Raw genomic sequence first — 21,150 nt, 5'->3', positions numbered from 1 at the left:
CATGGACCCGCAACACCTCAACCTCATCTACCTGATCCTTGCGGCCGCGGTCGCGACTTTCTTGACGCGCGTCGGCGGCTACATCCTGATCACCCAGATGAAGCAGATCCCGCCGCGGCTGGAGGCGGCGCTGAATGCCGTGCCGGCGGCCGTGTTGACCACCCTGGTCGCGCCCGCCTTCGTCTATGGCGGGCTCGATGTGACCGTCGCCATGTTCGTCGCCTTCGCCATTGCGCTCGGCCTCAACCTCTCGACGCTCCGCATGCTCGTCATCGGCTGGGTGGTGGTGATGCTGATCCGGCACGTGCTGATGTAGCTCTTCGCCTCCAGCCGGGCGGGCGTCGAAAGCCGCGCGGGCAGGGTGCGCCTGCATTATCATCCCTTGGTTGCCGGAAAGGTAAGGCAGCACCGCGCGCGAGGATGACGCGAGAAGGGGGATCCTCACCAAACAAGCGCTTCGAGACTTGTCCAGCGTCAAACGCCGCGCCTGAGAGCGCGACGTTTTCCATTGTGTCGCTCGGCGCCTGACTCAGCGTGCGAGCGCTTCCGTTGCGGCCTTCAGCCAGTCGCGGGTCTCGTCGCTGGCGAGCAGCGGCATCAGTTTCTCGCGGGTCTCGGCGTGGTAAGTGTTGAGCCAATCCAGCTCTTCGTCCGTCAGGAGCGCCGGCAGGACCAGGCGGCGGTCGATCGGGCAGAAGGTCAGCGTATCGAAGCCGAGCATCGGCAGGTCGCCGCCGTCCACCATCGTTGCCGGCTGCACCACCACGAGGTTTTCGATGCGGATGCCGAAGGCGCCGGGGCGGTAGTAGCCGGGCTCGTTGGAGAGGATCATGCCGGGCAGCAGTTCCTGGGTCGAAAGCCGGGCGATGCGCTGCGGGCCCTCATGCACCGAGAGATAGGAGCCGACCCCATGGCCGGTGCCGTGGGCGTAGTCGGCGCCTGCCTTCCAGAGCGCGATGCGTGCCAGCGGATCGAGATCGACGCCGCGCGACCCCTTGGGGAAGCGCGCGATGCTGATCGCGATCATGCCCTTCAGCACCAGGGTGAAGAAGCGCTTCTGCTCCTCCGGCACGGCGCCGACAGCGACCGTGCGGGTGATGTCGGTGGTGCCGTTGATGTATTGCGCGCCGGAATCGATCAGGAACATGGTGCCGGCTTCGATCGGCCGGTCGGTGGCGGTGGTGACGCGGTAATGCATGATTGCCGCATGCGAACCGGCGCCGGAGATCGTGTCGAAGGAGATGTCCTTCAGCGGGTTCTGCATGCGCTCGCCGACGGTGGCGCGGGCAGCTTCCAGCTGGTTGGTGGCGCCGATCTCGGTGACGGTACCGGGCTGCTGGTTATCGAGCCAGGCAAGGAACTCGACCATGGCGGCGCCGTCCTGCAGGTGGGCGCGGGTCGAGCCGTCGATTTCGGCCTTGTTCTTCTGGGCGCGCGGCAGGCGGGCGGGATCAACCGCTTCCACCACCTTGCCGCCCTTCGAGCGGATCAGCTCGGAGATGGCGAAGGAGGCGAGATCCGGGTCGATCATCACGGCGGCACCGGCAGCGCCGAGCGCCCTCAGGCGATCGTCGAAAGTGGAGGGCGCGACGATCTCGGCGATCTGGGTGAGATAGGCCTCCTGCTCGATGCCGGTCTTGCGCTTGTCGAGGAAAAGCTCGGCGCGGCCGTCGGCGTGGATGATCGCGCGGGCCAACGGATGCGGCGTGTGCGGCACGTCACTGCCGCGGATGTTGAAGGTCCAGGCGACGGAGGAGGGGTCGGTGAGCACCACGGCGCCGGCGCCCGCCTTGTCGAGGCCGGCCGCGATCCTGGCGATCTTGTCCTTGGCGAGCTCGCCGGCGTGCTCGATCGGCTGGATGCTGACCTTGCCGAGCGGGGCCGCGGGGCGGTTCGCCCAGATCCTGTCCAGCGGATTGTGATCGAGGAAGACCAGCGAACCGCCGAGGGTGGCGAGCGCCTTTTCCAGCCGGCGCACTTCGGCGCCGGTATGCAGCCAGGGGTCGATGCCGAGCCTGAAGCCCTTGGCCCCATGATTCTCCAGCCATAGATGCGGCGGCTCGCCGATGAGGTCGCCACCGGTGAATACGCTGCCGTCGACCTGCTCTTTCAACTGCGTGACGTAACGTCCGTCGACGAAAACGACTGCTTCACGCTGCGTGATGAGGGCCACGCCGGCGGAACCGGTGAAACCCGTCAGCCAGGAAAGGCGCTCGGAGGAGGCGGGCACATATTCGCCCTGGAACTCGTCGGCGCGCGGCACGAGAAAGCCGTCGATGCCGAGGGCCGCGAAGGACGCGCGCAGGGCTTCGGTGCGCTCCTTGCCGAATTGCGGCGTGGAGGTGACTTCAAAAGACTGAAACATGGGGATTTCCGGTAGATTGAGCGGTAAACCGCGGGAAAGATGGAGTCATGTTAGCGGAAACGGCCCTTTGGAGGAAAGAGGCGATATCCTGTAAGCGACCGCGACCCACGTTTCTCGCAATGCTCCCGGTTGTGGGCAACGCCGAGAGCAATTGCCCATTCGTCATACATATGCGCTCAGCGCATGGCACCCATGCTAAGAAGTCCCTATCTCTATCGGAATAATAGTTTATAAGCCCGCTCAACGAACACGGAAGAACATCCGGTGGTTCAAAAGACTGCGGTTCCGAGAATAGTTGGTCATTCTGTTCTCCTCCTCCCTCAAGGGTGGCCAGCTTCGGAACGGTAGACGCCCGCTCGAGCGCTCCTCCTCCTCAGGCTCGCGGGCATGGTTGGCCAAAAGCCAGCCAGCAGGCGATGCCCCTGGCATCGCCTTTGTTTCGAAAGGCCGCCCGTCATGATAGACGAGGCGGCCTTTTCGTTTTTCTTGATTTGTTTTGGGCGTTTGTCAGCGTCAGCCGCGCGTCGGCGCTCTTTGCGTTTCCGCAAAGCTCTCCCGCAAGCTTTTGCAGGCAAGATTGAAGCCGCCGGATTTCTTCAAAAGATCGCCCCTCACCCTAACTCTCTCCCCGCAGGCGGGGCGAGGGGACGTGCCCGACTGCACCGTTAGCAGCTGGGGCCGATCTTTGTGCGTGGTAATGCCGCAAGCCGCTTTACACAATGCACAGCGCGAACGCATCGGCGAGTGGACGTACCGAATGTCACGAATGGGAGTTGGATCTGCGGCAAGGCGGTGCCGCGGGTCCCTTCGCCCCGCTTGCGGGGAGAAGGTGGCGGCAGCCGGATGAGGGGCTATCACCTCGACAATGAAGGTGGGCAGTCGTTCTGCCGGACGGCAGCCGCCTTCGGCGTCGTCGCCTACTTCTCCAGATGAATCGTCACCCAGCCGTTGCGCCAGATTGTGCGCACATGGCGCAGGTGCTGGCCGTTGTAATGGGCGAGCACCTTCCAGCGTTGTTCGGCGAGAATGCCCGAGAGAATGACCGAGCCGCCGGGGGCGAGATTGGCGACGAGCTGCGGCGCCATCTTCATCAGCGGGCGAGCGAGGATGTTGGCGATGATGAGGTCGAAGGGGCCGTTGGCGCTAAACGCGGTGGAGTGAAAGCCCGGCGCGGTGGCGAAGGTCATGCCGGTGACGACGCCGTTGACCCGGGCGTTTTCTGCGGCGACGCGGGTGGCGATCGGGTCGATGTCGGTGGCGAGCACCGGCACTTGCATGAGCTTCCAGGCGGCGATCGCCAGCACGCCGCTGCCGGTGCCGAGATCGAGCACGTTGCGCACGGTGCGCGTGCGGGCAACCGAGGCCAGCACTTCGAGGCAGCCGGCGGTGGTGCCGTGATGACCGGTGCCGAAGGCCTGGCCTGCGTCGATCTCAATGGCGATCTCGCCGGTCTTCACCTTGTCGCGGTCGTGCGAGCCGTGCACCACGAAGCGGCCGGCGCGCACCGGCGCCAGACCCTCGAGCGACTTGGCGATCCAGTCGATATCCGGCAGCACTTCGCGCTCGATCGGAAGGTGGGCGAAATCCTCGGAAAGCGCTTCGGTGAGCCGTTCGTTCACCCGCTCCTCGTCGACGGCCATCATGTAGATCGAGGCTTCCCAGACGTCGCGCTTTTCATCGACCTCCGTCGTGCCGATGGCATAGTCCTCTTCGCCGAAGACCTCGCTCATGCGGTCGAGCACGGCTTCCGCCTGCTTCTCGGTGGTGGTGACGAAAAGTCTGATCTCGCTCAAGGCTCTGTCCTTCGGGCTGGCAAATCCGCGCGCGCGCCCCGCATCGAGCCATGCCGTTAGGGCGGCGCGCGGGGCGGTGGCAATCGTGTGCAGTGCGCTATCACGATTGCCCCACAAACGCAAAGCGCCGGGCAGGGCCGGCGCTTGCAACGTCACGTCACGATCATATGGCTCAGCCCTTGGTGAGGTTTTCCAGCTTCTTGACCGCCGTTTCCGGGTTTTCCTCATAGGCGATCGTACCGGAGAAATGGCCGTTGGCGTCGAGCAGGAAGACCGAGGCCGTGTGGTCCATGGTGTAGTCGCCCTCGGGTTTGGCGGCATCAACCGGCACCTTCTTGGCGTAGACGCGGAAGCCCTTGACCATCTCCATCACCTTGTCGGGCGGGCCGGAAATGCCGGTGATGCGTTTGGAGACGTTGGAGACGTACTGGCCGAGGACCTCCGGCGTGTCGCGCTCAGGATCGACGGTGATGAAATAGGCTTGCAGCTTGTTGCCTTCCGGGTCGACCTTTTCCAGCCAGCCGTTCAGCTCGAACAGCGTCGTCGGGCAAACCTCCGGGCAATGGGTGAAGCCGAAGAAGAGCGCGGTCGGTTTGCCGGTGAAGGCCTTCTCGGTGATTTCCTTGCCGTCCTGGGCGGTGAGCGTGAAGGGCACGCCGAAGGGACCGGTGGCGGCCTGCTGCTTCGACTGGGTCATTTCATAGGTCAGCCAGCCGAGGATGCCGGCCATGACGACGACAGCGGCCCAGAGGACGATGCGGATGGTTTTCATGCGTGCTACCGATTTTGTTGGGGCCGAAGACGGCCATGTCCGGTTGATCGGCCCTTGATACCGCCTTCACCGGGACCGTGCAAATGGGACAATTGCCGCAGGTTGTGGCGGCGCGCGCAGATCAGATGCTGCCCCTCATCCCGCTGCCGCGACCTTCTCCCCGCTGGCGGGGAGGGGTTAGTCCCCGGGTTAAACTTGAGGAGAGGGAGCGAAGCCGTCGCCTAAAAGCACCAGGAAAGGCCGGACTGGGCGAGCGCCAGGAACATCTCTGCGCCGTTCTCCATCCAGCCGCGGAAGGCGAGCAGGAGCACAAGCGCGATCGCAGCCGTAAGGCTTGCGGCGAGGGGGAGGCGGACCGAGCGCTGAGTCTTCGTGTTCATGGGGCCATCATAGCATCTAGCACGGCGAGGGGAAGCCGCGAGCCGCGGTCGTGGCGCCTTCCGGTCGGGACAGGAAACGGTGGAAAACCGGCCCGGAGTGCTCCGATGGATTGTGCCCGCAAATGCCGGGAAAACCGAGGCTTGCGACGCATATGCAAAAATATGCAAATAGCTCATCTCCCTGGGGATCGGCGGCCTGCCTTAGCGAATGTTTAAGGTCTGTTTGCCAGTGTTTTTTCCACGCGGGAGGAGCGTTCGGCTCCGATATGACATGAGGTCAGCCGGTTTCTCGGCCCCGGTTTTCCGTATCGATCGTAGGAGGACCCGCTTCCAGGCGGATCCGTGACCATGGACTCCCTATGACTGCCACATCTCCTTCCCTGAAGCGCAATCTTTCCGTGAGCCAGCGGCTGGCGACGCTTGCCGGCGCCGCCTTCGTCGGCTTTGGCTCCGTGCTTGGGGTCGGCTGGTACCAGGGCAGCCAAGCCAACGACGCCCTGCAGGGCGCGGTCGCGGCACAGAACGGGCTGACGACCGTCGATGAGGTTCGCCTGGCGACGACCAATCTCGTGCTCAACGCGATGGATAGCATCATCGACCGGGAAGAGGGCGCGATCCAGCCGGCCCGCGCCGCCAGTATTGCCGGGATACTGAGGCTGCTCGAAGCGAAATCGGCCGACATCAAGGCGCTTGCCGGGCTGCTCGGACGGAGCGACGCGCTTTCGACCTTCGATGCGGATGTCGCGGAACTGCGCAAGGCGATCGGCACCGACCTGAAGACGCTGATCGAAGGCAAGGCTTCCGCTGACGACTTTGGCAGGATCGACGATGCGATCGATGGCGCCGGCGAACGGGTCGCCACGGCTCTGACGTCGCTCTCCGAAGCGGCAACCGGCCTGGTACAGACGCGCGTTGCCGAGGCGCGTGCCACGTCCGACCGGGCATTCCAGCTTCAGGTGGCCGCGGGACTGCTCGCAATGGCCACATTGCTTTGTCTTCTCTGGTTCCACGGCAGCACGCTGCGCGCCGGCATCCTTGGCCTGCGCAATGCGATGCAGCGGGTCCAGAATGGTGACCTGGCAACCAAGGTCGAGGCGCTTGACCGCGGCGACGAAATCGGCGCCATGGCCCGCTCGGTCGATCTCTTCCGGCTTTCGGCCATCGAGAAGCAGTCGCTGGAGCAGAGCGCCGCACTCAGCCGGCGCGAAATCGAGAAGGAACGCGAGCAGCAGCAGCACGAGCGCGAGGAAGCGGTGCGCCGCATCCAGACGGCGATTGACAGCCTAGGCCGCGCCTTGACCCAGCTTGCCGACGGCGATCTTGCCGTTGCCATCGACCGGCCCTTCGACGGCAATCTCGACCAGCTTCGCCAGAACTTCAACCAGACGGTCGAGCGGCTGCGCCTGGTGCTTTCGAGCGTCAAGGAGAATGCGCTTTCGATCGAATCGAACGGCCGGCAGATGCGTTCGGCCGCCGACGACCTGGCGCGCCGCACCGAACGGCAGGCCGCTTCGCTGGAGCAGACCTCGGCAGCGCTCGATGAAATCACAGTCACGGTTCGCACCGCGACCCAGCGCGCCGAAGAGGCAAGCCGCATGGTCGACGAGACGCGCACCAATGCGGAGGAATCCGGCCGCATCGTCGGCGAGGCGATCGCCGCCATGGCGCGCATCGAAAGTGCTTCGAACGAGATCGGCAAGATCATCAACGTCATCGACGAGATCGCCTTCCAGACCAACCTCCTGGCGCTGAATGCCGGCGTCGAGGCGGCGCGTGCCGGTGAAGCCGGCAAGGGCTTTGCGGTCGTGGCGCAGGAAGTGCGTGAACTGGCGCAGCGCGCCGCCGGTGCCGCCAAGGACATCAAGGCGCTGGTCAGCCGCTCCGGCAACGAGGTCGGCAGCGGCGTCAAGCTCGTCCGGGCGACAGGCGAGGCGCTCGGCCGGATCGGCGCCGACGTGGCGCGCATCAACGAACACATGACCTCGATCGTGATGGCCGCGCGCGAGCAGTCGACCGGCCTCAACGAGATCAGCACCGCCGTCGGCCAGCTCGACCAGATGACGCAGCAGAATGCCGCCATGGTCGAGCAGACCAATGCCTCGAGCCACACGCTGGCGCAGGACGCCGAGCGCCTGACCGGCCTCGTCGGCCAGTTCCGCGAGGGCCATACGATGCAGCGCGCCATGCCGACGTCGGCGCCGGGGCCTGTGGCGCCAGCGGCAAGGGCGGCCGTTGCTCCGGTGCGGACGAAAACATCTTCGGCCCCGACCGCTCAGCGGCCGGCCGCCAAGGGCACCGGCGAGCCGGTGCCGCTGCGCAAGATCGGCTCGGCCCAAATGGCCTCGTTTCCAACTCCATCTCCCGCGAAGGCCCTGATGGGCAAGCTGGCGGGCGCTTTCGGCAACAAACCGGGCTCCATGCCGTCCGTTACGGCCTCCGGTGAAAACTGGGAAGAATTCTGATCATGACCAATTCAATCAAGCAGTCCGGCGCCTATCTCGAAATCGTGTCGTTCCATCTCGGCGACCAGGAATTCTGCATCGACATCATGGCGATCCGCGAAATCCGCGGCTGGGCACCGGTGACGCCGATGCCGCACACGCCGCCCTACGTGCTCGGCCTCATCAACCTGCGCGGCGCGGTGATCCCGGTCATCGACATGGCTGCCCGCCTCGGCATGAAGATGACCGAGCCGTCGGAGCGCTCGGCGATCATCGTCACCGATATCGCCGGCAAGCTCGTCGGCCTGCTGGTCGAGCAGGTCTCCGACATGATGACGATCAAGAGCGAAGCGCTGCAGCCGGCGCCGGAGATCATTCCGGAGGCACAGCGCGCCTTCTGCCGCGGCATCGTCGCGCTGGAAAAGACGATGGTCTGCTTCCTCAATCTCGATACGGTCATTGCCGACGAACTGGCCCAGGCCGCCTGATATTTCGACCGCTGCCAGAATTGAGGAGCACCCCGGTGGCATCGCCACTGGGGTGTTTTGCGTTTCGGCTGCGCTCGGGCAGGTAGTGGAATGCGTCGGTCAAGTTAAACTTCGGCAATGCTCTTCACGCTTGGGCGACTCCATTGTGACAAAACGTCATGTGGCCGGCGGGAATACTTGTACTAATTTACCGGTGTTGCCGGGCGCCCGAACGGAGGCCGGGTGCCTGCCACGAAACAGGAGTTGAACTCATGACAATCTCTGTAAGGAAACTTGTTGCCACGCTCTCCGTAACGATGCTGATGGCCGGGCCGGCTCTGGCCGACAGCTACTACCAGGGCATCGACGTCAACAATCCGCCCGGAACGCAGAACACGCACAAGGCCATGCCGCTGATGAAGCGGTCCGCCGCACGGGTTGACACGATGTCGACGGGCAGCATCAGCAGAACTGCCACACCGACCCCCGTTTATCGCGATCGTCAGCCTTTCGGCGGCTATCAGGGCGGTGACGGCGACTACTATCAGGGCATCGTTCCGCCGACCTATTGACATGCGGGAAGCGGATGGGGTGCTCCCAGAGACTTCGCCTCGTTCCGCTCTGCCTACCCGCGCGTCTCATGAGGCGCGCAAAGGTCGCCGTAGAACTTTGATTTGCTGCATGTCTTTGTCCTTAAATCGAGGTCGATTTCAAGGAGACATTCAGTAGGTTTCGGAAGCGCCCGCGAAGGGGCGGGCGCTTCATAGCGTCGCGATGGATTGCCCCGCCGGCTGAAGCAGGCGGATGGCGCGTGCTTACTGCGGCTTTCCGTTCTGCCAGGTCACCGTCTGACCGTAGAGCGGAATGGTGGTGATCGACATCTTCGCCGAGCCGTCGGTCAACTCACGCGAATGCGCAAGATAGATCAGCGTATCGTTCTTGCGATCGTAGATCCGTGTGACCAGCAGGTTCTTCCAGACAAGCGACAGCCCGGCGCGAAACACTTCCTCGCCGTCCTTCGAAAGATCGATGTCGCCGATTTCGATCGGGCCGGTCTGGCGGCAGGCGATGGAATTGTTCGACGGGTCCTCGAACCAGTTGCCGTTCTTCAGCCGGTCGATGACGCTGCGGTCGAAATAGGTGACGTGACAGGTGACGCCCTTGATCTTCGGGTCGGTGACGGCATCGATCATGATGTCGTTTCCGAGCCAGTCGACGCCGACCTCGCCGACCGTTTCGGCGCGGGCGGGCAGGACGGTCGCCGTGAAGGCGGCGAGACCGGCAACGAGAAGAGCGCGAACAGTACGCGACATGGATGTCCTCCTGCAGCGGTGCGTGTCATAGAGGCACGAGGGCCGCCGTAGCGTTTTGACGGGCTGCATGTTCCGCCCATGAACCGGTGGGGTCCAAGGGGACATGCACTGGGCCAAGCTCACATAGGTTCGGGAAGCGGCTTTACAAGATTGTCCTGCCGGTCAGCCGGTATCGCGCAACAGCCTCGGCTCGAAGCTTCTGCTGTCGGCGGCGCGCAGTTGCGCGGCCGCGGCCGCGAGCGCCCGCGCGCTTGCGTCGGGCTGGAAGCGGCCGGCAATCGTGCAGCGGTCGCGCCCTTCGGCCTTGGCGTCGTAGAGCGCCATGTCGGCGCGGATCATGATGTCGCTGATCGTGTCGCCGGGAACGGCCTCGGCGAGGCCGATGCTCACCGTCAGCCGGATCGGCCGATCGAAGCGGCCGATCGGCGTGTCGCGCACCACGCGGCCGATCTCCTCGGCGAGCTTGAAGGCCGCTTCTTCCGTGTGGTTGGGCAGAACGATGCCGAATTCTTCGCCGCCGATGCGCCCAAGCGTGCCGCGGCCGGTGAGACAGGTGGCGACGGTGCCGGCGAAGTGGCCGAGCGCGGCATCGCCGACCGCATGGCCATAGCGATCGTTGATCTTCTTGAAGTAGTCGAGATCGAGCAGCAGGAAGGACACCGGCTGTTGCCGTGCAAGGCTGGTGGTCAGGGCGCGCTGGCCAAGATCGAGCAGGGCGCGCCGCGACAGAACGCCCGTCAGCTCGTCGCGCGCGATCGCCGTCTTGAGGTCGGTGATCACCCGGTTCTGGATCATCAGGATCACGCCCAGGAAGAGCACCGGCAGATAGAAGTAGCGCATGACGGCACAAGCGAAATCCCAGCCGGCGGGTGCAGACGCGACCGCTGCGGCGTGGGCGGCGGGCGAGAGCACGGCGACTGCGAGAAGCGTCGAGCAGCCGGTTGCCGCACACGCGATGACGCAGAGCCGCTCCACCGGTCCCGGCGCCTGGCGCCGGTGCTGCGAGCAGACGGCGATGATCAGCACGAAGGCGGCGGCGATGCCGATGACGGAAAGGGCATGCAAGGTCGTGCTTTGCGCGCCGAATGCCGCAGTAAACAGCGCGACAAATGCCATCGACGCGGTCGCGACAAGGGACGTCGAGGTGCGCCTGTGAACGCCGAGCGCGCGGTGAAAGCCGGAAAGCACGAGCAGGCAGGCGCCGGCCAGGAACACGAGGCCGATCAGGGACAGCGGCTGGAGTGCCGGAAACTCGGAGAGCAGCATGAACACGGTTGACGTGCTTGCCACCGCGCTGGCCGCCGCGAAGTCCGTGCCGCCATCGACCATCGAGGCGCGCAATGAAATCAGGACCGGGAGCATCGCCAGGAGGGCGATGATCGATATGGCAGGGAGAAAGCTCATTTCGAAACGGCCTGTCGTGCTAAAATCAACAAAGGCGGCTTGCGTCTCAGCCAGATATGCAAGGCCAATTGGTAGCGAGGGCGCCTTAACGAAAGCCGGCGAATTCCGATGCAATTTTACCGATTGGCCTAGATTGGCACGGTTGTTCACATCAGCGCCCGGGCAACCGACAGATGGCGGATTGTCCGGGTCTTCTGGTGCGCCCGAGGGATGATGAAAAATCTTTTTCGGCCGGCGCAGGGGCCGCGCGAAACGACGGAGAGACCGGGCTGGCGGGCAGCGCCGGAGGCGGCGGAACCCGACCGGGCTTTTGCTCATTCCGTGTCTGCGGGCCAATCCCTCCGCGTCCGGTGGACCGGATTGAACCGTGGCGACGGTGAAACCTGGGAGAGATGAGGTGTTTACGGGAACATGGCTCTTCGAAAACAGGGCGGATGCCGGACGGCAACTCGCCGAGGCGGTCGAGGTCGAGACGCTTACCGATCCGCTGGTGGTGGCGCTGCCGCGGGGCGGCGTGCCGGTCGCCTATGAGATCGCGATTCGCATCGGCGCACCGCTCGACGTCCTGATCGTGCGCAAGATCGGCGCGCCGGGGCACGCGGAATTCGGGCTTGGCGCGCTGGTCGACGGCGAGGAGCCGGAATTGTTTCTCAACCGTCAGGCGATCCGGCTCGTGCGTCCGGCAAGGGGCTATCTGGAGGCGGAAACCGAGCGCCAGCATGCCGAAATCCTGCGGCGCCGCGCGCTCTATTTCGGCGATCGCGAACCGATCTCGCCCAGGGATCGCGACGTGATCCTCGTCGACGACGGGATTGCGACCGGGGGGACCGTACGCGCGGCGATCAGGGCGTTGCGCCGGGCAAACCCACGCCGCCTCATCCTTGCCGTTCCGGTGGCGCCGAAAGGCGAACTCGCGGATCTCCGCAACGCGGTCGACCGCGTCATCTGCCTCGCCACTCCCGCTGCATTTCGCGCCGTCGGCCTGCACTACCACGACTTCGAGCAGACGAGCGACGAGGAGGTGATCGCGTTGATGAAGAAGGCGGCAGCAACATGACGAGGCCGTTACTGGACTGTGTAGTGCGCTTCTGCGACGGGCGCGATCTTAGACTTTGTCAATGCCGGGGATATCGCTTGCCTCTCATCAGGAATCAATCAATTGTTGATATTCCTATGCAAAAATTCTTGTAGAAGTAGTTTTTAAGGCAGGCGCATCGAGGGGGAAGCGGCATGTCGTTTAAGGAGCAAGTAACCGAGCTGTCGAAGCGCGCTGTCTCCGCGCAGACGATCGCGCTCACGGAAGAGGCCACCAAGAATGCATTGGTGATGCCCTTCCTGCGAACGCTAGGCTTTGATGTTTTCGATCCAACCCAAATCATTCCCGAATTTGTTGCAGACGTCGGTCTGAAAAAGGGCGAAAAGGTTGACTACGCTGTCAAAATCGATGGAAAGATTCAGTACATCCTTGAGGCGAAGGCGGTCAGTGCAAACCTCTCGGACGCGCAATACAGTCAGCTTTATCGCTATTTTTCGACGACCGATTGCTCGATCGCGATTTTGACGAACGGCATTCAGGTCTGGTTTTTCACGGACTTGGATGCACCGAACAAGCTCGATGTGAACCCATTCTTCAAATTTGATCTATTTGATTATGATGAGAATGACCTCCGCGAACTGGAAAAGTTTCACAAGGATCGCTTCTCGATCGAAGACATCAAGAGTTCAGCTAATACGTTGAAACGGATGAAGGCAGCTATTAGCTGCATCGAGGCGCAATTCAACGAGCCAGATGACGAGTTCGTGAGGCTGATCTCAAAGAACATCTATGATGGCAAGCTGACCGCGACCGTGGTCACCGAGTTCAAACCGATCATAAAACGTGCCTTTGACGATCTAGTACGTCAGAAGATTCAACGAAAGTTGACGGCAGCGTTCAATGAGAGCGTAAGCATTCCGACGTCAAACGATGCCACGCCAGCCGGTGACAAGGAACTAGGTGATGAAGGCGGTATCGAAACGACCCAAGAGGAAATTGACGGATTTAATATTGTCCGGGCTATCGGGGCGGAGTTCGCCGATGTTTCCCGCATCGTGATGCGTGATCAAAAGAGTTACTGCGGTATTAACTTCGACGATAACAACAGAAAGCCAATATTGCGGCTACACTTCAACTCAAAGACAAAGTTTCTTACAATATTTGACGTTGATAAGAACGGCACGCGTTTTGACGTTAATCGTGTGACGGATATCTACAAGGTCAAAGGCGAGATCCAGAGTGTCATCCAGTCCTATGTCAAGAACGGATCTGCTTGACTGGTTCGAGCGCCCATCAACTCTCCTAGCGTGATCTTGCAACGGCGGGCCTCTCGCGCCACATTCCCGGCGCGAGATGTTGGCGGAGTGGGCGCCGGAGGAGGCGACCCCGAGGAGAAGCTATGGCCGCGAAGCTGGAAATTGGGAAGACGCTCGAAGATTTCTGCCGTCCGGAGCGCATGGCGCTCGTCGTTTACGACATGCAGATAGGCATCGTCAGGCAGATGAAGAACGGTGCCGAAATCACCGAAAGGGTGCTGAAGGTGCTGGAGGCGGCACGGGCAGGCGGCTTTCCGGTGATCTTCATGCGGCACCTCTCGATGCCGAAGCCGCTGATGGGCGCCTTCCAGATGCGCCAGGCGATGGCCTGGCAGCGGACGGACGACCCGGATGCGGTGCATCCCTGGTTCCTGCGCGGCACGCCGGGCTTTGAACTCGTGCCGGAGCTGCAGCCGCGCGAGCACGAGGCGATCCTCGACAAGATCACCTTCTCGGCCTTCGAGGGCACGCCACTCGCCATGATCCTGCGCGATCTCGGGCTTACCTCTTTCGCGATCTGCGGCATTGCCACGGAGATCGGCATCGACCCGACCGTGCGCCATGCGACCGACCTCGGCCTCGTGCCCATCGTCGTGCGCGACGCCTGCGGGGCAGGGCACCACGAGGCGGGCGAACGCTCGATGGAAAACATCGTCTTCATGGGCGATGCGATCATGACCGACATTCAGGCAATCACCGCGGCGATGGCGAAAGGGCACTGACCAAGCGCTAAGGCGGCATTGCCGCTCTATCCAATCGATCATAGGACCGATAATGACTGACAATCCGCCGCGCGGCACTGATTCCATCCGGAAGCGGACATGCCCGGCAGCAATCCTCTAGTGGACGCCGTTGCCTTTTCAGTGAAGCCATTTGGCTTCCGGACGAAAGCGCGGAGTTGGCATCTGGAAAACCCCGAGACTATCTTGATCGTGAACCTCCAGAAGTCTCAGTTCGGGAACCAGTTTTACCTGAACTTCTCTGTTGTCTTGCGATCGATATCGACTGTTGAGAGGCCCAAGCAGTATCATGGCGACATCCGCTTCCGCCTCGAAGATGTTCTTGCGCCCGCCGAGGCTGAGTTGTGCGTGAAGCTTCTCAATTTGGAAAACCAATTGTTTTCGGATGAAGAGCGGCAAGCCTGTTTCGCCGAGTTCGTCGATCGCGCTTTACCGCTCTTGCTTCGATGCGGAACGGAAGCCGGCGCCGCGGAGGCTCTATCCAGCAGGGCGCTGCCTGACTGGATGCTCTCCAGGGCGGGCGCCGAACGTCTTCGTCTTGGGTGACGCGATGGTCACGCGTTTCATTCCAATCGAGCTCGAACCAAAAGTGCCGTGCACGGGGATGGAGCTTTACGACCTCCAGCACACCTATCTCGGCGACGACGGCAATCCGCTGACAGCGTATTTTTCCCTGCCAGTCGACAAGGATGAGTTGCTCAAGATCTTCTTCCGTCATGCGGACATCGTTCGTGTCTTGGACGAGGTTTACCTTTCGACGGAGGAGCATGGCGTGGAGAGCAGCGGCCTAGTCCCCTATCACTTCGCGTATCGCGTAGAGAACAGCCGCTTTTGGCTTTCACAATCCGAATTCTATCGCGAGCTTAAACGTGATGCCGCCCATTATCGCTTCATAACGGGCGGTGCGTGTCTGGACATATTGGCGACCGTTGAGCCCCGGTTCTCTCTGGTTCGTCAATTCAACCGAAAAGCCGATCCCGACGAAGGTTCAGCCCTAGAAGGAGAGGCTGTGAGCCCGCGATGAAGAGATCGCCTTCATCGGCGGTGCGATCGCGACCTATGTTCCGGCGATTAAGTCAGCGACCACAGCGCCAATGACACGGCGTCAGGTGCACAGTGCCCTCTTAATCTCATTTTACCACAGGATTAAAAATGACTGATAATCTCCAAATCCGCCCAATAGCCCGGACAGACTACGAACAGTGGCTGCCGCTTTGGGATGGCTACAACGCCTTTTACGGCCGCTCCGGCGAAACCGCGCTCGATCCCGCAATCACCGCGATGACCTGGTCGCGCTTCTTTGACGCCTATGAGCCTGTGCACGCGCTGGTGGCCGAGAGCGATGGGCGGCTGGTCGGGCTTACGCACTACCTCTTTCACCGCAGCACGACGATGATCCAGCCCAACTGCTATCTGCAGGACCTCTTCACCAACGCGGAGGCCCGCGGCAAGGGCGTCGGGCGAGCGCTGATCGAAGGCGTCTACGAGGCGGCACGTGCCGTGGGCGCGCCGCGCGTCTACTGGATGACGCACGAGACCAATGAGACGGCGATGGCGCTTTACGACAAGGTGGCCGAGAAGTCGGGGTTTCTGGTGTATCGCAAGGCGGTTTGAGGCATCACTGGTCCGGCGCCCGTACGTCACGTTTCCACCGGCGCCCGGCTTTCGACCTCGCTTGTATCGCGGTCCGGCGATTGCATGGTCCAGATTTCGATCGGGCCGAAGCCCTTGATGTCTTCAGGGCCGCAGCGGACGAACTGGAAATGATCGCTTAATCGCTGCCTGACCTCCGCGGTCGTCGTGATGTAGTTGGGCTTGCCGATGGCTTCCAGGCGTGCCGCAAGGTTCACCGGCGCGCCCCAGACGTCATAGGCGTATTTCGTTCGCCCAAGCACGCCGGCCGTTACCGATCCCGACGCCATGCCCGCGCGCAGCGTCACGACGACGCCATGGCGCTCGCCGATCTCGCGGGCCGCGGCGATGGCGCCGAAGCCGAACGCCGCGGCCGCCTTCTCGGGAGCCGGATGCCGCCTCGGCACGCCAGCCACGGCGAGATAGGCATCGCCAATCGTCTTGATCTTTTCAACACCGGCATTCGCCGCCAGGCGATCGAACGCGCTAAAGAGTTCGTTGAGCAGGCTCACGGTCCTTTCCGGTCCCAAGCCATTTGACAGGCTCACGAACTGGACGATGTCGGTCAGGACCACGGTCGCGTGCTCGAATTCGTCGATGATCGTTTCCCGTTCATTTCTGAGGAGGCGTGCCACGATCTCGTCCGGCATGATCGATGCCATCAGGCGGGCGAGCCGTCCTTGCGCTTCTCTCGCCAGGTGGAAGGCATAATAGATCGTGGCGAAGCACAAGAGCGTGAGGGTGACGATCGAGGACGAATAGAGGAGCTGCAGGAAACCGTTGGCATCGTAGACGCCTGACCGCGCCTCCGGGAATGCGATGGATGCGGCGATGACCGTGATTGTGGCCGTGGCGCTCAAGACCGTCACCAGGGCGATATTCTCAAATCCAAGGATCGCGAAGGCGACCGGCGTCACGCCGAGCAGGGTCAACAGGACGCCGGAGTCTCGGCCGACATAGGAGGCGATCCACACCAGGATCACCACGCAGATCCCGAATTCCCATAGCCCCGACGCGACACGCCCGAAGCGATGAAAGAGCGGAGTCAGTGCAGCGGCCGCCGCCAGAGCGAGATTGGCGTAGACGAGCGGGACCAGGCTCGGCTCGCCGTAGAGAGCATAGATCAGTGCGAAGGTCGTCGTGGTGACGACGATCACGCACGCCGCGACATTCGCGACGAGGATGCCTTCGCGGTCACCCTCGGCAGCATTTGAAGCGCCCAGCTCCAGCAGGCTGCGAACAGCACTCGTCCAGGACATTTCTCCATCCACTTCGCGTCGAGGGAGATCGGTACTACAGCGCCGGGCGTCTTATCAGACGCGCAAAGGTCGCTGCAGGACTTTGATTTGCTGCATGTCTTCGCCCTCAAATCGAAGTCGATTTAAGGAGACATGCAGTAGGTTTCGTTTAAACGCGAGAATTGTGCCTGCAATTATTAGGGTACTTCGCCGGTTGGCGCCATGGGATCGACGGTTGCGGGGTCAATGACGATGCACGTGCGGAGGGCTCCGGATGGGCGAAAGCGGTCACCCTCCATTGCGCGGTAGTGGCCCCGTTGGGTGGTCATGCTCCCAAGATGCCGGTCCAAATTTTTCTCATGCCTCGCCGTTGAATTCGTCGTTTGTCGGACCTCTGCAGGTCTGACAGTTTCCCGACGCTCGTAGTGTGCAAGGCGCCGTCCCGGCGTTTCGCAAGGAGGACGATGTTGCCCATGGACGAAAAAAGGCGAGATAGCGCGACCTCATCAGGGGCGACAGGCCGCGATCGGGTCCTTCGCAGAGGGGCTCGCGCCCTCTTCGCGATAGGTCTTCTTGCGGGAACCATGACTGCGCCTGTGATAGCCGGGGAAGACACCGTTGTCGGACGGCGCGGCCTTGCCGGGGCGGAGGAGACGCCCGCGGAGGTCGCAAGCTGCGAGCAGCTTGCCGAAACGCTCCGCGATTTCAAGCTACCTGATGAGCGCGTAGACCTTTGGGCTAGCGGGCCGCTCACCCTCGTCGAGACGGATCAGGTGCTCTGGTATCTCGCCATCTGCTCCGACCCGGGTATCCGGGTGATGTGTGTTACCTATTCCGACAACGGTTTGAAGGTGGGCGAACAGGCCACAATTCGCGGCGCCATGCGGATCGAGGACGAAAGGCATGTGGTGCTCGACCCCTGCCTTGCCTCCCGAGATTGAGGTGCCCGCTGGTCGGCTGGCCTGCTGAATGGCATGCCGCTGGCCGAGTCCGCCTCACACCTTCTCGACAAACCCATCCAGCACGCGCTTCTGGCCGGCGCGGTCGAAATCGATGGTGAGCTTGTTGCCTTCGATCGCGGCGATGTTGCCGTTGCCGAACTTCATGTGGAAGACGCGGTCGCCAACCGAGAAGCGCGAGGGTTCGGCGGTCGTCGATTTCGCCACCAGTTCGCCGTCGATGGTGCGGCCGCGCGGGCCGCTTTCGCCGTAGCCGATGCGCTCGACCGCGTGGCCGGAGCGGGTGCCCCAATTGTCGCGGGTGGCGTCGGAGCGGTGCTGCTGGGCGCGCTTCCAGCCGGGCGTCGCATAGTTGTTCTGGAAGGGATCGGCCTTGTCGAAGCGCGACTGGCCGTAACCGCCGCGGCCATAGCCGCCATAGGATTGTTCATTCTCGGCCACGTCCACATGGGCGAGCGGCAGCTCGTCGAGGAAGCGCGAGGGCATGGTCGACTGCCAGAGGCCGTGGATACGGCGGTTAGAGACGAACCAGATGTGGCAGCGGTGCTTGGCGCGGGTGATGCCGACATAGGCGAGGCGGCGTTCTTCCTCCAAGCCGGCGCGGCCGCCTTCGTCGAGCGCGCGCTGGTGCGGGAAGAGGCCTTCCTCCCAGCCGGGCAGGAAGACGGTGTCGAACTCCAGGCCCTTGGCCGAGTGCAGCGTCATGATCGAGACCGCGTCGAGGTTCTCGTTCTGCTCGGCATCCATGACGAGGGCGACGTGCTCGAGGAAGCCGCGCATCGACTCGAAGGCCTCCATCGAGCGGATGAGTTCCTTCAGGTTTTCCAGCCGTCCCGGGGCTTCGGCCGTCTTGTCGGCTTGCCACATGGCGGTGTAGCCGCTCTCGTCGAGGATCTGCTCGGCAAGCTCGGTGTGCGGCGTCGTCTCCAGCAGGCTCTGCCAGCGGCGGAAATCGGTGACGACGTCGAAGAGAGCCTTGCGCGCCTTCGGCTTCAGCTCGTCGGTCTCGATGATCTCGGAGGCCGCCGCGAGCATGGGCACATCGCGGGCGCGGGCATAATCGTGCAGCGTGCGCACGGTGGTATCGCCCAGGCCGCGCTTCGGCGTGTTGATGATGCGCTCGAAGGCGAGGTCGTCGGCCGGCTGGCAGACGAGGCGGAAATAGGCCATGGCATCGCGGATCTCGAGGCGCTCGTAGAAGCGCGGTCCGCCGATGACGCGGTAGTTGAGGCCGAGCGTGACGAAGCGGTCTTCGAATTCGCGCATCTGGAACGAGGCGCGCACCAGGATCGCCATGTCGTTCAGCTTGTGCTTCCGGCGCTGGAGCTGCTCGATCTCCTCGCCGACGGCGCGCGCTTCCTCTTCCGAATCCCAGGCGGCGTGCACCTGCACCTTCTCGTCATCCGGATTGGTGCGGTCGGTGAAGAGCGTTTTGCCGAGGCGGCCCTCGTTGTGGGCGATCAGGTGGCCGGCGGCGCCGAGGATATGCTCGGTCGAGCGGTAGTTGCGCTCGAGCTTGATGACCTTGGCGCCCGGGAAATCCTTCTCGAAGCGCAGGATGTTGTCCACTTCCGCGCCGCGCCAGCCGTAGATCGACTGGTCGTCGTCGCCGACGCAGCAGATGTTGATCTGCTGCGCAGTTTTCCTTGCGCTCACGCTGTCGCCGCTTTGCGGCTCGCTCCGCCCGTCTTTCATCTGCGCGCCTTCGGCGTCGCGGGAGGGCGCGCCATGGGGCGCGACGGCCGCTTGGCCTTGCCGGGCTGTGCCCGGACCGGTGGCCGCGCTTGACGGCTTTGGGCGCTGCGCCAAGAGCCGCAGCCACATGTACTGCGCCGTGTTGGTGTCCTGATACTCGTCGACGAGGATATAGCGGAACTTGTCGTGATAGTCCTTCAGCACATCCGCATGCATGCGGAAGATACGGATCGGGTGCAGGAGAAGGTCGCCGAAGTCGCAGGCGTTCAGCGTCAGCAGCCGGTTCTGGTAGGCGGCATAGAGCTCGCGGCCCTTGCCGTTGGCAAAGGCGCGGGCGTCGCCCTCGGGGATCTGGGCGGGATCGAGGCCTTTGTTCTTCCAGCCGTCGATCATGCCGGCGAACTGCTTGGCCGGCCAACGCTTGTCGTCGATGCCTTCGGCCTGGATGAGCTGCTTGATCAGCCTGACCACGTCGTCGGTGTCGAGAATGGTGAAATCGGAGCGCAGGCCAACGAGCTCGGCGTGGCGGCGCAAGAGCTTGACGCCGATCGAGTGGAAGGTGCCGAGCCAGGGCATGCCTTCGACCGCATGGCCGACGAGCACGCCGATGCGCTCCTTCATCTCGCGCGCCGCCTTGTTGGTGAAGGTCACGGCAAGGATCTGCGAGGGGAAGGCGCGGCCGGTGGAAAGAATATGGGCGATGCGGGTGGTGAGCACGCGGGTCTTGCCGGTGCCGGCACCGGCAAGAACGAGCACCGGTCCATCGAGCGTTTCGACCGCTTCGGATTGTTCCGGGTTGAGACCGGAGAGATAGTCCGGGCGCGGCTGGGCGCGATCACGCGCCGCCATGGCGCGCGCGGCGATGCCGCCGGTGGCTGGGATACCTCCGGGGGCTGGCGGCTGCTTGCGCGGCGCCGGCTCCTCGTCGAAGAAAGGAATGTCGTCGAAACCACTCATCATGCGGCTCAATGTAGTGATTCGGTGGGGAAAGGCCAGAAAGGATGTTCTTCTTTTATTCCGTTTTCTGCGCCGGCAGCACCAAGCCTGTGGAAAGACAGGCGATTTCGAGACCGCTTATTCTTGGTATCATTTTAGTTTGGCGCATGTCGTTATCGCAAAACCGCTACACGCTTTTGCGCGACAGGCTTTATCCCATGGTTTTGTCGAAGACGGCATCGACCGGCACCTGCAGCGCGGTCGCAAGCTGGTTGGTGCGGGCGGCAAGCGAGATCACGCGGATGAGGTCCGCATGCTCTGCATCGTTCATGCCCTTCGCCCTTGCCGCCGCCGTGTGGGAGTGGGCGCAGTAGCCGCAGCCATTGGTGACGGAGACGGCGATATAGAGCATCTCCTTCACCAGCGGATCGAGCGCAGAAGGCGTGGCCATCACCGCCTTGACGTCGCGCCAGGTCTGCTCCAGCAGATCCGGATCGAAGGCGAGCCACAGCCACATATTGTTGATGAAATCGGATTTGCGCGTGGCGCGAATATCGTCGAACACGGCCTTGACGCGTGGGTTCGCTTCCGGGTCCTTCGGCGGGGTAACGGTGCTCATGGGCTTCCCTGCGTGGTGTTGCCGGCGGCCTTGCGCCGCCGAAT

20 protein-coding genes are annotated in these 21,150 nt (G+C 62.9%); 11 read left to right on the top strand and 9 right to left on the bottom strand.

Annotated elements, in window-relative coordinates; all coding sequences use genetic code 11:
• The first annotated feature begins 1 nt into the window (after window position 1).
• Window positions 2–316, top strand: a complete 315-nt coding sequence (locus AC1Z3V_RS29885) for an AzlD family protein (protein ID WP_483503523.1) — start codon at window positions 2–4, stop codon at window positions 314–316.
• Between the two features lie 213 nt (window positions 317–529).
• Here AC1Z3V_RS29885 and AC1Z3V_RS29880 read toward each other — a convergent pair whose 3' ends face one another.
• The 4 genes from AC1Z3V_RS29880 to AC1Z3V_RS29865 form a co-directional block, all read right to left on the bottom strand.
• Complete coding sequence (locus AC1Z3V_RS29880; protein WP_483503521.1) at window positions 530–2,365, bottom strand: aminopeptidase P family protein; 1,836 nt, start codon at window positions 2,363–2,365, stop codon at window positions 530–532.
• A 917-nt stretch (window positions 2,366–3,282) separates the two neighbouring features.
• Window positions 3,283–4,158 (bottom strand): 50S ribosomal protein L11 methyltransferase, encoded by an 876-nt coding sequence (locus AC1Z3V_RS29875; protein ID WP_483503520.1) that lies wholly within the window; start codon window positions 4,156–4,158, stop codon window positions 3,283–3,285.
• A gap of 172 nt (window positions 4,159–4,330) precedes the next feature.
• Window positions 4,331–4,930 (bottom strand): SCO family protein, encoded by a 600-nt coding sequence (locus AC1Z3V_RS29870; RefSeq protein ID WP_483503518.1) that lies wholly within the window; start codon window positions 4,928–4,930, stop codon window positions 4,331–4,333.
• A 221-nt stretch (window positions 4,931–5,151) separates the two neighbouring features.
• The gene (locus AC1Z3V_RS29865) at window positions 5,152–5,310 is read right to left on the bottom strand and encodes a hypothetical protein (RefSeq protein WP_483503516.1); all 159 of its coding nucleotides are present in this window, start codon (window positions 5,308–5,310) and stop codon (window positions 5,152–5,154) included.
• 359 nt (window positions 5,311–5,669) lie between these two features.
• Between AC1Z3V_RS29865 and AC1Z3V_RS29860 the strand changes: the two genes are divergently transcribed.
• The 3 genes from AC1Z3V_RS29860 (at window position 5,670) to AC1Z3V_RS29850 (ending at window position 8,790) form a co-directional block, all read left to right on the top strand.
• The gene (locus tag AC1Z3V_RS29860; RefSeq protein ID WP_483503514.1) at window positions 5,670–7,772 is read left to right on the top strand and encodes a methyl-accepting chemotaxis protein; all 2,103 of its coding nucleotides are present in this window, start codon (window positions 5,670–5,672) and stop codon (window positions 7,770–7,772) included.
• A 2-nt stretch (window positions 7,773–7,774) separates the two neighbouring features.
• Window positions 7,775–8,239 (top strand): chemotaxis protein CheW, encoded by a 465-nt coding sequence (locus tag AC1Z3V_RS29855; protein ID WP_483503512.1) that lies wholly within the window; start codon window positions 7,775–7,777, stop codon window positions 8,237–8,239.
• 251 nt (window positions 8,240–8,490) lie between these two features.
• Window positions 8,491–8,790, top strand: coding sequence for a hypothetical protein (locus tag AC1Z3V_RS29850; RefSeq protein ID WP_429806634.1), 300 nt, complete (start codon window positions 8,491–8,493; stop codon window positions 8,788–8,790).
• Window positions 8,791–9,033: 243 nt separating this feature from the next.
• Here the strand turns inward: AC1Z3V_RS29850 and AC1Z3V_RS29845 are convergent, their stop codons facing one another.
• Together AC1Z3V_RS29845 and AC1Z3V_RS29840 are read right to left on the bottom strand one after the other, a co-directional pair.
• Window positions 9,034–9,531 (bottom strand): CreA family protein, encoded by a 498-nt coding sequence (locus AC1Z3V_RS29845; protein WP_483503510.1) that lies wholly within the window; start codon window positions 9,529–9,531, stop codon window positions 9,034–9,036.
• A gap of 162 nt (window positions 9,532–9,693) precedes the next feature.
• On the bottom strand, window positions 9,694–10,935 hold the full coding sequence (locus tag AC1Z3V_RS29840) for a GGDEF domain-containing protein (protein ID WP_483503508.1): 1,242 nt from the start codon (window positions 10,933–10,935) through the stop codon (window positions 9,694–9,696).
• A gap of 397 nt (window positions 10,936–11,332) precedes the next feature.
• On the opposite strand from AC1Z3V_RS29840, the gene AC1Z3V_RS29835 reads away from it, so the two are divergent.
• The 6 genes from AC1Z3V_RS29835 (at window position 11,333) to AC1Z3V_RS29810 (ending at window position 15,641) form a co-directional block, all read left to right on the top strand.
• Window positions 11,333–11,992: a phosphoribosyltransferase gene (locus AC1Z3V_RS29835; protein WP_483503506.1), complete on the top strand. Its 660-nt coding sequence runs from the start codon at window positions 11,333–11,335 to the stop codon at window positions 11,990–11,992.
• A 173-nt stretch (window positions 11,993–12,165) separates the two neighbouring features.
• Complete coding sequence (locus AC1Z3V_RS29830; RefSeq protein WP_483503504.1) at window positions 12,166–13,248, top strand: type I restriction endonuclease; 1,083 nt, start codon at window positions 12,166–12,168, stop codon at window positions 13,246–13,248.
• 122 nt (window positions 13,249–13,370) lie between these two features.
• The gene (locus AC1Z3V_RS29825; protein WP_483503502.1) at window positions 13,371–14,009 is read left to right on the top strand and encodes a cysteine hydrolase family protein; all 639 of its coding nucleotides are present in this window, start codon (window positions 13,371–13,373) and stop codon (window positions 14,007–14,009) included.
• A gap of 99 nt (window positions 14,010–14,108) precedes the next feature.
• Window positions 14,109–14,573, top strand: coding sequence for a DUF4304 domain-containing protein (locus AC1Z3V_RS29820; protein WP_483503500.1), 465 nt, complete (start codon window positions 14,109–14,111; stop codon window positions 14,571–14,573).
• A 4-nt stretch (window positions 14,574–14,577) separates the two neighbouring features.
• Window positions 14,578–15,051, top strand: a complete 474-nt coding sequence (locus AC1Z3V_RS29815) for a hypothetical protein (protein WP_483503499.1) — start codon at window positions 14,578–14,580, stop codon at window positions 15,049–15,051.
• A 128-nt stretch (window positions 15,052–15,179) separates the two neighbouring features.
• Window positions 15,180–15,641, top strand: a complete 462-nt coding sequence (locus tag AC1Z3V_RS29810) for an N-acetyltransferase family protein (RefSeq protein WP_483503497.1) — start codon at window positions 15,180–15,182, stop codon at window positions 15,639–15,641.
• A 26-nt stretch (window positions 15,642–15,667) separates the two neighbouring features.
• On the opposite strand, the gene AC1Z3V_RS29805 is transcribed toward AC1Z3V_RS29810, so the two are convergent.
• Window positions 15,668–16,918: an adenylate/guanylate cyclase domain-containing protein gene (locus AC1Z3V_RS29805; RefSeq protein ID WP_483503495.1), complete on the bottom strand. Its 1,251-nt coding sequence runs from the start codon at window positions 16,916–16,918 to the stop codon at window positions 15,668–15,670.
• A gap of 563 nt (window positions 16,919–17,481) precedes the next feature.
• Between AC1Z3V_RS29805 and AC1Z3V_RS29800 the strand changes: the two genes are divergently transcribed.
• A complete protein-coding gene (locus AC1Z3V_RS29800; RefSeq protein WP_483503494.1) occupies window positions 17,482–17,838 on the top strand; it encodes a hypothetical protein in 357 nt (118 codons plus the stop codon).
• A 54-nt stretch (window positions 17,839–17,892) separates the two neighbouring features.
• Here AC1Z3V_RS29800 and AC1Z3V_RS29795 read toward each other — a convergent pair whose 3' ends face one another.
• Together AC1Z3V_RS29795 and AC1Z3V_RS29790 are read right to left on the bottom strand one after the other, a co-directional pair.
• Window positions 17,893–20,511 carry an ATP-dependent helicase gene (locus AC1Z3V_RS29795; RefSeq protein WP_483503492.1) on the bottom strand — a complete coding sequence of 873 codons (2,619 nt, stop codon included), beginning with the start codon at window positions 20,509–20,511 and terminating at the stop codon, window positions 17,893–17,895.
• Between the two features lie 187 nt (window positions 20,512–20,698).
• A complete protein-coding gene (locus AC1Z3V_RS29790) occupies window positions 20,699–21,106 on the bottom strand; it encodes a carboxymuconolactone decarboxylase family protein (protein WP_483503490.1) in 408 nt (135 codons plus the stop codon).
• Between the last annotated feature and the right edge of the window lie 44 nt (window positions 21,107–21,150).

The organism is Ensifer sp. 38_S197 (assembly GCF_056924495.1).
The sequence above is the reverse complement of the archived record's forward strand: the minus strand, read 5'-3'. Positions and strand labels throughout refer to the sequence as shown.

Excerpts from the sequence above, each read along its gene's own strand:
- AC1Z3V_RS29805 (WP_483503495.1), bottom strand. The coding sequence starts at position 16,918 with ATGTCCTGGACGAGTGCTGTTCGCAGCCTGCTGGAGCTGGGCGCTTCA.
- AC1Z3V_RS29880 (WP_483503521.1), bottom strand. The coding sequence starts at position 2,365 with ATGTTTCAGTCTTTTGAAGTCACCTCCACGCCGCAATTCGGCAAGGAG.
- AC1Z3V_RS29820 (WP_483503500.1), top strand. The coding sequence starts at position 14,109 with ATGCCCGGCAGCAATCCTCTAGTGGACGCCGTTGCCTTTTCAGTGAAG.
- AC1Z3V_RS29795 (WP_483503492.1), bottom strand. The coding sequence starts at position 20,511 with ATGATGAGTGGTTTCGACGACATTCCTTTCTTCGACGAGGAGCCGGCG.
- AC1Z3V_RS29860 (WP_483503514.1), top strand. The coding sequence starts at position 5,670 with ATGACTGCCACATCTCCTTCCCTGAAGCGCAATCTTTCCGTGAGCCAG.
- AC1Z3V_RS29885 (WP_483503523.1), top strand. The coding sequence starts at position 2 with ATGGACCCGCAACACCTCAACCTCATCTACCTGATCCTTGCGGCCGCG.
- AC1Z3V_RS29800 (WP_483503494.1), top strand. The coding sequence starts at position 17,482 with ATGACTGCGCCTGTGATAGCCGGGGAAGACACCGTTGTCGGACGGCGC.
- AC1Z3V_RS29830 (WP_483503504.1), top strand. The coding sequence starts at position 12,166 with ATGTCGTTTAAGGAGCAAGTAACCGAGCTGTCGAAGCGCGCTGTCTCC.
- AC1Z3V_RS29790 (WP_483503490.1), bottom strand. The coding sequence starts at position 21,106 with ATGAGCACCGTTACCCCGCCGAAGGACCCGGAAGCGAACCCACGCGTC.
- AC1Z3V_RS29815 (WP_483503499.1), top strand. The coding sequence starts at position 14,578 with ATGGTCACGCGTTTCATTCCAATCGAGCTCGAACCAAAAGTGCCGTGC.
- AC1Z3V_RS29840 (WP_483503508.1), bottom strand. The coding sequence starts at position 10,935 with ATGAGCTTTCTCCCTGCCATATCGATCATCGCCCTCCTGGCGATGCTC.
- AC1Z3V_RS29825 (WP_483503502.1), top strand. The coding sequence starts at position 13,371 with ATGGCCGCGAAGCTGGAAATTGGGAAGACGCTCGAAGATTTCTGCCGT.
- AC1Z3V_RS29845 (WP_483503510.1), bottom strand. The coding sequence starts at position 9,531 with ATGTCGCGTACTGTTCGCGCTCTTCTCGTTGCCGGTCTCGCCGCCTTC.
- AC1Z3V_RS29865 (WP_483503516.1), bottom strand. The coding sequence starts at position 5,310 with ATGAACACGAAGACTCAGCGCTCGGTCCGCCTCCCCCTCGCCGCAAGC.
- AC1Z3V_RS29870 (WP_483503518.1), bottom strand. The coding sequence starts at position 4,930 with ATGAAAACCATCCGCATCGTCCTCTGGGCCGCTGTCGTCGTCATGGCC.
- AC1Z3V_RS29810 (WP_483503497.1), top strand. The coding sequence starts at position 15,180 with ATGACTGATAATCTCCAAATCCGCCCAATAGCCCGGACAGACTACGAA.
- AC1Z3V_RS29855 (WP_483503512.1), top strand. The coding sequence starts at position 7,775 with ATGACCAATTCAATCAAGCAGTCCGGCGCCTATCTCGAAATCGTGTCG.
- AC1Z3V_RS29850 (WP_429806634.1), top strand. The coding sequence starts at position 8,491 with ATGACAATCTCTGTAAGGAAACTTGTTGCCACGCTCTCCGTAACGATG.